The 9,861-nt window shown below is 63.6% G+C and carries 8 protein-coding genes and 2 pseudogenes; 5 read left to right on the plus strand and 5 right to left on the minus strand.

All coding sequences use genetic code 11. The annotated features are described in order from the left end of the window. Positions 1 to 62: 62 nt before the first annotated feature. Both EN742_RS40015 and EN742_RS40020 read left to right on the plus strand, forming a co-directional pair. A pseudogene (locus EN742_RS40015) lies at positions 63 to 1,091 on the plus strand (sulfatase-like hydrolase/transferase); the annotation flags it as partial. 45 nt (positions 1,092 to 1,136) lie between these two features. Further along, positions 1,137 to 1,640 carry a carbohydrate-binding domain-containing protein gene (locus EN742_RS40020; RefSeq protein ID WP_281034958.1) on the plus strand — a complete coding sequence of 168 codons (504 nt, stop codon included), beginning with the start codon at positions 1,137 to 1,139 and terminating at the stop codon, positions 1,638 to 1,640. A gap of 394 nt (positions 1,641 to 2,034) precedes the next feature. Here the strand turns inward: EN742_RS40020 and EN742_RS12825 are convergent, their stop codons facing one another. Both EN742_RS12825 and EN742_RS12830 read right to left on the minus strand, forming a co-directional pair. Next, positions 2,035 to 3,078 (minus strand): glycosyltransferase family 2 protein, encoded by a 1,044-nt coding sequence (locus EN742_RS12825; RefSeq protein ID WP_126055615.1) that lies wholly within the window; start codon positions 3,076 to 3,078, stop codon positions 2,035 to 2,037. Next, positions 3,075 to 4,001 carry a lysylphosphatidylglycerol synthase domain-containing protein gene (locus tag EN742_RS12830; protein WP_126055614.1) on the minus strand — a complete coding sequence of 309 codons (927 nt, stop codon included), beginning with the start codon at positions 3,999 to 4,001 and terminating at the stop codon, positions 3,075 to 3,077. The genes EN742_RS12825 and EN742_RS12830 overlap by 4 nt, the downstream gene beginning before the upstream one ends. Positions 4,002 to 4,444: 443 nt before the next feature. Here EN742_RS12830 and EN742_RS12835 point away from each other — a divergent pair, with 443 nt between their 5' ends. Beyond that, entirely contained in the window at positions 4,445 to 4,924 is a 480-nt protein-coding gene (locus EN742_RS12835) for a DUF995 domain-containing protein (protein ID WP_126055613.1), read from the plus strand. A gap of 228 nt (positions 4,925 to 5,152) precedes the next feature. Here the strand turns inward: EN742_RS12835 and galE are convergent, their stop codons facing one another. From galE to EN742_RS12850, 3 genes are all read right to left on the minus strand, one after another. After that, a complete protein-coding gene (gene galE, locus EN742_RS12840; protein ID WP_128332878.1) occupies positions 5,153 to 6,292 on the minus strand; it encodes a UDP-glucose 4-epimerase GalE in 1,140 nt (379 codons plus the stop codon). After that, a complete protein-coding gene (locus tag EN742_RS12845; RefSeq protein ID WP_127407540.1) occupies positions 6,289 to 7,356 on the minus strand; it encodes a UDP-glucuronic acid decarboxylase family protein in 1,068 nt (355 codons plus the stop codon). The genes galE and EN742_RS12845 overlap by 4 nt, the downstream gene beginning before the upstream one ends. 913 nt (positions 7,357 to 8,269) lie before the next feature. Further along, a complete protein-coding gene (locus EN742_RS12850) occupies positions 8,270 to 8,689 on the minus strand; it encodes a carboxymuconolactone decarboxylase family protein (RefSeq protein ID WP_189375303.1) in 420 nt (139 codons plus the stop codon). A 189-nt stretch (positions 8,690 to 8,878) separates the two neighbouring features. Between EN742_RS12850 and EN742_RS12855 the strand changes: the two genes are divergently transcribed. Both EN742_RS12855 and EN742_RS12860 read left to right on the plus strand, forming a co-directional pair. Then, positions 8,879 to 9,523 carry a TetR/AcrR family transcriptional regulator gene (locus EN742_RS12855; protein ID WP_245455527.1) on the plus strand — a complete coding sequence of 215 codons (645 nt, stop codon included), beginning with the start codon at positions 8,879 to 8,881 and terminating at the stop codon, positions 9,521 to 9,523. A 16-nt stretch (positions 9,524 to 9,539) separates the two neighbouring features. After that, a pseudogene (locus EN742_RS12860) lies at positions 9,540 to 9,861 on the plus strand (hypothetical protein); the annotation flags it as partial.

Raw genomic sequence — 9,861 nt, forward strand, 5'->3', positions numbered from 1 at the left:
ACGTGCTGATCTTCATGATGGAGTCGGTGCCGTCAAAATACATCTAGACGTTTGGCGGCAAGTACCCGGTCACGCCGAACATCAAGAGCTATGCCGCGGACTCCATACGCTTCGACAACATCTACGCGCATGCCCCTTCCACGCATTACTCGCTATTTTCTCTGTTTACCTCGATGTACAACGACATCTCATACTACGGCATGACGATGCAGCATCCGTATCTGCCGCTGGATTCGATCTCCAACACGCTCTCCGCGCACAGCTTTCGCACCGGCTTCTTCTGGAGCGCGGATTCCCGGTTCCAGCGCGTCGACGAATTCCTGCTCAACAAGGGGCTTGATACGATCCAGGATTATCGCGGGCAGAAATGCGCCACTCCCACCTTCAAGCTCAGTTCCGAGCAGTGGAAGAACATGGATTACAACAGTGATCTGTGCACGGCGCAGTCGACCATCGACTGGATGAACAAGGACGAGGGGAATCCTTTCTTCGCCATCATGTTCACGGCGATGACCCATTATCCTTACATCACCGACAGCCCGATGTTCTCGAAGATGGCGCCTTCCTCCCACACCGGGCTGGTCCACTACTCGGACGACGAAAAATTCAATGCCTACCTCAATGCCCTCAAGGTCGGCGATACGGCGCTTGGCGAAATCCTCGAGTCGCTGAAGCAGTCGGGCAAGCTCGATTCGACTTTGGTCGTGATCCTTGGCGATCATGGCGAGGCGTTCGGAGAGCATGACGACTATGTCCATGCCAGCGCGATCTATGAGGAGAACGTCCACATCCCGCTGATCATGATCAACAAGCATCTCTTCCATGATCAGGTCGTGCATTCCGTCGGCGGCATCGTCGACATCGCCCCGACCATCCTCGACATACTCGGTCTTCCGCTGCCCAAGCAGTGGCAGGGGCGCAGCCTGTTCAGCGAGCAGCGGCCGAACAAGACCTTCTTCTTCAATCCCTGGGCTGGCTTCCTGTTCGGCTACCGCGAGGACGACCGCAAGGTCGTCTTCAACGCGACCACCGGCAAGGTCGAGCAGTATGACCTCAAGGCCGATCCCGACGAGCGGACAAATCTCTTCAACGACAAAAGCGACCGCAACGCGCTGCTGCAGCCGATCGCCGGATGGGTGCAGTCGCAGCGGCGGCGCGTCGCCGATCTGGTCGCTGCCGAGGCCAAAAACACCGCGCGCTGCACCGTCACCAACCTGGAGATCGACGCCACCGGCACGGAGTTCGAAGGACCGCCGCGCCTGGATGTCCTGGTGGATGGCAAGCCCGTCGCCCAGATCAACGTGTCGGGCGTGCAAAGCAAGGCCGTAACGCCCGACGAGATCGGCGCCGAGCTGCAGGCGGCTTCGGCGGATGCAAAACCGTTCCGTGTCGACCTCAGCGCCGTGGCCAGCCCGCATTTGATCGAGCTTCGTTTTGCCAATGACCTGTGGGCTGGGCAGGGCAAGCCAGGCGATCGCAACCTGTTCATCAAGAGCGTCAAGGTGAACGGCCAGCTGGTGCCGAACAGCAGGCTACACATCGACAACCGGGCCACCGGCTACACCGATGGCAGCGGCACCAGCATGTACAACAACGGATCGCTGTGGGTGAACGGCCCGTTTGTCGACGGATGCGTGTAGGGGGCGTTGGGCGGGGCGCCCCTCGATGCCCGGACGATCGTTCGCATTCTAATAATATCCGGCACGGCGGTTAAAGACGGTGCTCACCACGCCGTTTGCCTGAATTTTAATCAGCCCCCTCTAATATTTCCGGAGCAGCGAGACAGGCAGTCGGCATTCGGACCACTGTTCGCGACACAGATCTTTCGCCGGGGGGCGCGAGCCGAGGGCGAGAGGCTGGCGCAGGCCTTGCGCCTTGCCTCTTGCCCTCGGCCGCCATTGCCTGCGGTACCAGTCGACGAACTTCCGCAGCCCGTCCTCGACCTCGCAACCGCGGCAGGTTCTAGCGTCGCGCTGCCGCGCCTGGGCCTTGGTGGGATATTGCTGGCGCAAGTTCCATGAGAGTCCGGTCAAATCATGACGCCAGGCGATACCAGCCGTCGCTGTCGCTTTCATCCGGCCGCGGCCGCGCGACATAAGCCGACACCCCGTTCGCCTCGTGATAGACGCGCGCCAGCAATTCCGCCAGCACACCGGACGTCACCATCTGCACCCCAGCGATAAGCAGGAAGAAACCGGTGAACAGCATCGGGCGCGTGCCGATGTCCTGGCCGAGCAACAGTTTCAGGCACAGGAGATAGGCAAGCACCAGCGAGCCCACCGCGCCGAGCACGATGCCGATGCCGCCGAAGAAATGTCCGGGCCGCGTGCGGTAGCGCATGAAGAAATACATGAACACCAGGTCGAGCACGACCCTGAAGGTGCGCGAGATGCCGTATTTGGACTGGCCGTGGATGCGCGGATGATGGGTCACCACTTCCTGTGCGATGCGCCGCGGCGTCGTCACCGTCGCCAGCCAGGCCGGGATGAAGCGGTGCATCTCGCCATAGAGCCTGACGCTGCGGATGACGCTGCCGCGGAAGATCTTCAGGCTGCATCCATAATCCTTCAGCCGCACGCCGGTGACGCGCGCGATCAACCTGTTGGCGATGCGCGAGGGCAGCCGGCGCATCAGAAAGCCCTCCTGGCGGTCCTTGCGCCAGCCGGCGACGAGGTCGAGGTCCTCGTTGAGCAGGCGGTAGACCATTCGCGGTATGTCGAACGGGTCGTTCTGCAGGTCGCCATCGAGGGTGGCGATGACATCGCCGCGCGCAGCGTCGAGTCCTGCCTGCATGGCGGCGGTCTGCTTGTAGTTGCGTACCAGCTCGACCGCGTGCACGTGCGGCCCGTATTCAGCGGCGAGCCGCCGGATCTCAGCCGGCGTCGCGTCCGTGCTGCCGTCGTCGACGAGCACCACTTCCCACGGCTGGCTGTAGCCTTCCATCGCCTGATGGATGCGGGCGAGCAGGGGCTCGACATTGTCGGCCTCGTTGTACATCGGAATGACAATCGAGAGCTTATGCTCGGGCATGACCGCGCCGTCGGGCAAACCCGATGCAGGGATGGGCAGCAGGTTCATAGCGAGGGCTTCCTTGCAGCTTCCGCGGCCGGATCTTCCGGTAGCGTTGATTTCGAGGGGAACAGCCAGGCGATGGCGCCGGTGGCGATGGCCGAGCCGAAGATGAACAGATGCAGGGCGAGCGCCGCCTGCAGGCCGCTTTTCAAGGCGATGCCGGAGGTGAGCAATGCCGCCGCCGCGCCCGCCTCATAGGTGCCGAAGCCGGCGACGCCCTGCACCGGCAAGATAGCCGCGCCCTCGGCGCCGACCACGCCCGGAAAGGCGGTCGTGAAGGATGTCCCCAGCATCAGCGCCAGCAGCCATGCCTGCACCGAAAGCTTCAGCGCCCAGTTGGCGACCGTCCACCACCAGCCGTAGCGGGAGCGTCCCGTCGCCTCGGTGAAGATGTCGCGAATACGGCCGAGCTTGGCCACCACCCGGCCGCGCCCCGCCCAGTCGTGCGGCGCGCGCGCCCAGCGGGGCAGGTACCAGGCGACGACCATCAGCGCCGCGATCCCCGCAGCCCGCAGCGCTGGATGCAGCCCTGGCCACACCAGGCACGCGAGGATGCCGACGACGAAGGCGTCCTGCAGCCGGAACCATAGCAGCGAGGCGCTGGCGCGCATGATCGGGATGCCGAAAACCTGGCGCAAAAGCAGCGGAAAGGCCGTCTCGCCGCCGCGGAAGGGCACGACATTGATCATCGCGTTGTGGATCAGGATGACGCGCAGGCAGGCGCCGAAACGGCCGTTCACCTCGCCGCGGAATTCGTCGCAGACACGCAGCGCGCGCAGCACGTAGGTGACGAACAAGGCAACGGCCACGGCCACGAAGGCGGCGGGCGTGACGCGGTCGAAGGCGTCGCCCACCATCTTCCAGCGCGCGTCGCTGGCAAGCCAGGCCAGCAGCGCCAGGGTAACGACTATCGAGACTGCTCGTTTCAACCAATTCTCCGCAGGCTTCCGCCACCGCGTTCCGGTGGGCATCGGATGATGTCCGCTATTCCCGGCATCGGCCGGGGATCGGATCCATTGCCGGTTGTCGGCGGCCCGTAGGCCCAAAGCCCAAAGGCCGCGGCTCCTTCGATGCGGCTGCTCCTATAGACTAGCAGCCTGTTGGAATCCACAAGCTTGGTTCCGGCCCGTCGAGAAGGTGTGTTCGATCCGTTCGACAACGCCGATTGACACCGCTCTGCGCGTGGCGGTTAATAGCGGGCGGGGGCGGCAACTGCGATGCCTTGGGGAAGGCTTGGAGTGCGTGTTGGCGCTGGATCGGGGAGGCGACCACCAACATGCGACCGCGCACCATACCGACTGCTCAAAACGCATTGCCATATCAAGCGGAAAGTCGGGCGCGGCACCGTCCATTTGCGAGGCGCGCCTGGCTGATGGCTCTCATTGCGTGTGGCGAGCTTGCCGCTGCCGTGAATATGGCAGCCGCCAAGGATCGTGCCCCCGCCCAGGCCGTTCCAACGGCGTTCGAGATGCAGCTCTACTACGCGGATCGCACGTGGAACTGGGCGGATGGAGCCGCCTATTTCGCGCAGGACAGGCGCCTGCGCGCCTGGACGGCGAAACCGGATTCCACCTCCATCGCTGAAGGCAGATGGCTGCTGACCAATGACGGCAAGATGTGCATGGAGCTTGTCTGGCGGTCCAAGACCTATGCCGCGACGCCGATCCGCACCTGCTTCAGCCATCGCATCCATAACGGCAATGTCGAGCAGCGCATGGAGCCCGGTGGCGGGTGGTACAGCTTCAAGCACGCTTCTGGCAATGCCGCCGACGAGCATCGGAAGTTCCAGGAAGGCGACGCCAAGAGCATTGAGTTCGATACGGCCCGCAAGCTGGTGGAGTCCAAGAGCTGAAGCGCCTGCGCTGAAACGGATCCGGTCGAACAAAGAAATAGGGCGGTCCAGCATTTCATGAAACGCTGAACCGCCCGAAGCAATTCCAGGAAGGTGCGTAGTGGTTGCCTGGAACTGCGTAGAACAATATTTCGAGCGGGTCGGCAATTCAAAAAGCCGAACCGCCCCGGCAATCAGGTCTGGCCGCCGCCGGCGGATCAGACAAGAAGAGGCCCGCTGAGAGAGCCCTCAACCCAACTCAGCGAGCCCGCGCCCCGACACATTACTCACTGGGACGACTGTCAGCCTTGCGGGCTGGCGTTGTTTGCCGGTGTTCGTGCCGCGCGGCGCGCGTCTGGCGCGCGACGTGGCCGTGACAGCCGGGACAGGAATTGCCGGCGCCGGCGTTGCCGAACCCAGCCCGAAGAAGGGTGCGGCCGTCCTGACGATGGTGTCGATGTCGGAGAGCTCCGCCGCGAAGCCCAACTGCTCGCGCGCCAGGCTCGGATCGGCATAGAGCTCGGCCGGGTCGCCAGGACGCCGTGCCCGATGGACGACTGGAACTGGTCGCGCCGTCATGCGGCCGACCGCGTCCAGGATCTCATTGATGGATACGCCTCGGCCGGTGCCGAGATTGACCGAAAGGTTGTCGCCGCCGGCTTCCAGATGCATCAGGGCCTTGAGGTGCGCGCGGGCAAGGTCGCTGACATGGATGTAGTCGCGCACGCAGGTGCCGTCGGCCGTGTCGTAGTCGGTGCCGAAAACCTCGATCGCGTCGATCATACCGGACGCCGCCATCAATACTCTGGGTATGAGGTGCGTTTCAGGCGTATGCCATTCGCCAAGCTCGCCCTCGGGATCGGCGCCACACGCGTTGAAGTAGCGCAGGATCGCGTATTTCATGCCATAGGCCGCGGCATAATCCTTGATGATCTGCTCGCCCATCAGCTTGGTGCGTCCATAGGGGCTGATCGGGTTCTGCGGCGAGGTCTCGCGCACCGGCAGGGTCTCGGGCACGCCGTAGGTCGCGCAGCTCGAGGAAAAGATGATGTTGTCGATGCCATGCGTCCGCGCCACATCGAGCACGCAGATCGTTCCCGCCACGTTGGTCGAATAATAGTCGGCCGGCTCGCCGACCGACTCGCCGACATAGGCGAGTGCTGCGAAGTGGATGATCGCCTGTGGCCGACGGGTGGTGATCACCCGATCGAGCGCCCGGCGATCGCGGATATCGCCGACAACCAGCGGACCCCAGCAGACGGATTCCTCGTTGCCGCGGCTCAGATTGTCGTAGACCACCGGCAGGTAACCGGCTGCCGAGAGCAGCTTGCAGGTGTGGCTGCCGATGAAGCCGGCGCCACCGGTTACGAGGACGGGGCGACGAGTCATGACACGGCAGCCTCCCTGGCCCACCTGTGGCTGCTGCGCGCGGCAGCGAACCGGCGGCCGCCGAGCAGTGCGTCGAAATACGCCGTGGTGTGGGCGAGGCCTTCGCTCAAGGCGACCTTCGGCTCCCAGCCGAGATGCTGCCTGGCGAAGGAAATATCGGGCTTGCGCTGCTTCGGATCGTCGACCGGAAGCGGCCGGTGCACGATGCGCGAGCGGGAGTTCGTGTAACCGACGACCAGCTCCGCCAGCTCCATGATGGTGAACTCGACGGGGTTGCCGAGATTGACCGGGTGCGCTGCCGCCGCCTGGGCGTTCATCAGCCGGATGAAGCCTTCGATGAGGTCGTCCACGAAGCAGAATGAGCGCGTCTGCGTGCCGCTGCCGTAGACGGTAATGTCCTCGCCGCGCAGCGCCTGGACGATGAAGTTCGACACCACGCGGCCGTCGTCGGGCTGCATGCGCGGGCCATAGGTGTTGAAGATGCGGGCGACACGGACGTCGATGCCGTATGTCCGCGAATAGTCGTAGAACAGCGTCTCGGCCGAGCGCTTGCCCTCGTCATAGCAGGAGCGCGGGCCATGCGTGTTGACGTTGCCGAAATAGCTCTCGGGCTGCGGATGCACCAGCGGGTCGCCGTAGATCTCGGAGGTCGAAGCCTGGAAGATCTTGGCCTTGTGGCGACGGGCGAGCTCCAGAAGGTTGATCGACCCCAGCACGCTCGTCTTGAACGTATGGATCGGATCGGCTTGGTAATGCGGCGGGGAGGCGGGGCAGGCGAGGTTGTAGATCTCGTCGACCGCAAGGTCCATCGGCAGCACATCGACGATGTCGTGCTTGATGCAGGTGAAGAACGGGTCGCGATGCATGCCGTTGAGGTTGTAGCGCTTCCCGGTGTGGAAGTTGTCGAGGACGACGACCTCGTATCCGTCCAGCAGCAGTCTTTCGCACAAATGCGAACCCAGGAACCCCGCGCCACCGGCGACCAGCGCACGGCCACGATCGGCATTGGCGCCCTTGCGGCCAGCCCCCGGGCCAAGTTTCACGACCTTCATAATCCTGCTCATGACTCCCCCTTACGCGGCACGCACACCACCACCCCGGTCGGGCAAGGCTCGACCAAGTCCTGAAACCGTGGCGAACCCCGGCGTCAGCCAAAGGTGCCATCACCCATGATGTGCGTAAAAACGTCTGAGTTTGCGGGAGCTGTACTGTACGGCTTATTGGTTGCCGCTCAGCCTGCTATGCCCCGTGAATCGCGATCACGCGTCTGGTTGCCACCATCGCCGATCTTGCTCGCCCAAATTGCACACCCAACGCATATAAAAATATACCTGTGGGGATAGTAGTCAACTAAATTAGCTGTTTGTTAACCTCACTCGTTCGCGATTGGTTAATCATGAGCCGCGCGGATCGGCTTTTTCCGCCGGCCTGGAATGGCGAGGCCGTAGCGGTCGCAGGCAGCGGCGAAGCAGGCACTCCAGTCGGTGGGAAAGCTTTGTGGCCAACGGCACTGGCGGGCTTGAAGGTGTCGGATGATCGAGCCGGCAAGTGCATCGCAAGTCTATCTTTCGACGCGCTGCGGATGTCCTTGGATAAGCTTGGGAAATACAGATGTGGTTAGCCGGACCACAAACAGTCTCGGCGAAAACTGGCGCAATTGCTGGCAGTCCTGCGCGGGTCGCCGTGGGGGCGAGCCGGGAACCGTCGCCCGCCTGCAGGGCAGGTTGAGGCGGTGCTGCTCGGTGCCGGCGGCCGGCCGGGTTTCACCCGGCTCGCAGTGGCGTTTCCACTCTGGGGTGCAATGGGCGAGCCGGGCGTCGCCCGACGAAAAACCGCCTGCGGGGATAACATCCGAGGACGTCCGGGCAGGCATTCGAGCCACCTGCGCTATTGGGAGGAAGGGGGCTCACCAATGGACGACAAGGCCCGCGAACGGCGGGCCTTGTCGATCATGTCGAAACCTTTGCCACCGGCGGCCTACTCCCCGCCCATCTCCTTCTTGAACTGCTCGAAATCGACCTGCATGCCGTTGAAGATGGTGCTCCAGTGGCGGGTGATCGCGGCCATCGCCACCGCTTCCTGGATCTCCTCGTCGGTAGCGCCGGCGCGCTTGGCGTCCTGCGTGTCCGACCAGATGCAGTAGTTGCACGGAATCTGTGCCGCGACCGCCAGCGAGATCAGCGACTTCACCTTCGGCGGCAGCGCCGTCTTGTCGCTGAGCTCAATGGCCTTGACCTCGGCCCAGGCGCCGGGCAGACCGGCCTTCGGGAACTGCTTCACGAAGCTCGGCACGCCGCCCATGGTTGACTGGATGTCCTTGATGGCGGCGTCGTAGTCGTCGGCCTGGGCAGGCGCCGAGGCCAAGGTCAGGGTCAAGACGCAAGCGGCCGCGAGCATTGATGCGGACGCCAGGCGAAGGGTGGAATTTGAAAGCGTGCGATGGGTCGACATTGTTTCTCCTCTGGTATTTGATAGCCTTACGATGTAAGGTATGGCCGAAAATGAACCTTACAGTGTAAGTTGTCAAGCGCCGCCATGGACTCATCGAGCAAAAGAAAGCGAACACGCGGCCGGTTGTCCCGCGAGATGATCGAGGACGCCGCCTTCGAGGTGATCGAGCGGGAAGGGCTTTCCGGTTTCTCGATGCGCAAGCTGGCCGCCGCGCTCGGCTGCGAGGCGATGAGCATCTACCATCACTTCCCCTCGCAGGCGCATCTTTACGAGACGCTTGTCGATCGGCAGATGAGCGCGCTGGTGGTCCCCGATGAAAGCCTGCCCTGGCGTGAGCGGGTCCGCGTCGGTATGCAGGAGTTCCGCCGTGTCGCGACCGAACACCCGGCCTTCGCGCCGTTCATCGTCGTTTACCGCATGAACTCGCCGCCATGTCTGGCCAAGCTGAACAGCATCATCGGCGTATTCGAGGCGGGCGGATTCGGTCCCGAGCTTAGCGCCCGGCTGTTTCGCGCCGCTGGCTACTATCTGATGGGGGCGATCCTCGATGAGACCGCGGGCTACGCCAAAGGCCCGTCGGCGGTCACCACCGTCAGCAACGAAGAGCTTGCCCGTGATTTTCCCAGCGTCGTGGCGGCCGGGGCCTATTTCGGCACCGCCGGTTTCGACAAGACCTTCGATCTCGGCCTGGAGATGCTGCTGGACGAAATGGAGCGGATTCGCGATGGTGCCCGGGCCGCGACCGCAAAAGGTGGAAGCGCTCGCGGCCACGGGAATTAGCTAGCCAAGGCCTTCGATGCGCTTCCTTTTCGTTCTTGTCCTCCTCGCCGGCGTCGCCATCGGCGTCCTCTATCCCTGGGCGATGAGCAATTTCTCCGGCCACGAGATCGGCACCTGGCGGGTGTATGAGCAGGGCCGCTTCCGGCCGGTGACGGTGCCGCTCGCCGCGCGCGACGCGCCGCTGAGGGTGTTGGTCGACCTCACGGCGCGGGCCGAGCGCATCGTCTCGCAACAGCGCACCGTGCTGACGCTGACCGCCGCCACCGGCGGCCGCACCGCGCTCGCCTCGACGCTCCAGTTCAGTCATTCCGACAATCCGCGCCAGGCAAGCCCGCAAC

It is taken from the genome of Mesorhizobium sp. M4A.F.Ca.ET.020.02.1.1, assembly GCF_004022645.1.
GTDB lineage: Bacteria > Pseudomonadota > Alphaproteobacteria > Rhizobiales > Rhizobiaceae > Mesorhizobium.

What these genes read in the sequence shown, in the direction of transcription:
- EN742_RS12825 (WP_126055615.1), bottom strand. Translation starts at nt 3,078, where the DNA reads ATGAACCTGCTGCCCATCCCTGCATCGGGTTTGCCCGACGGCGCGGTC.
- EN742_RS12835 (WP_126055613.1), top strand. Translation starts at nt 4,445, where the DNA reads ATGGCTCTCATTGCGTGTGGCGAGCTTGCCGCTGCCGTGAATATGGCA.
- galE (WP_128332878.1), bottom strand. Translation starts at nt 6,292, where the DNA reads ATGACTCGTCGCCCCGTCCTCGTAACCGGTGGCGCCGGCTTCATCGGC.
- EN742_RS12845 (WP_127407540.1), bottom strand. Translation starts at nt 7,356, where the DNA reads ATGAGCAGGATTATGAAGGTCGTGAAACTTGGCCCGGGGGCTGGCCGC.
- EN742_RS12850 (WP_189375303.1), bottom strand. Translation starts at nt 8,689, where the DNA reads ATGCTCGCGGCCGCTTGCGTCTTGACCCTGACCTTGGCCTCGGCGCCT.
- EN742_RS12855 (WP_245455527.1), top strand. Translation starts at nt 8,879, where the DNA reads ATGATCGAGGACGCCGCCTTCGAGGTGATCGAGCGGGAAGGGCTTTCC.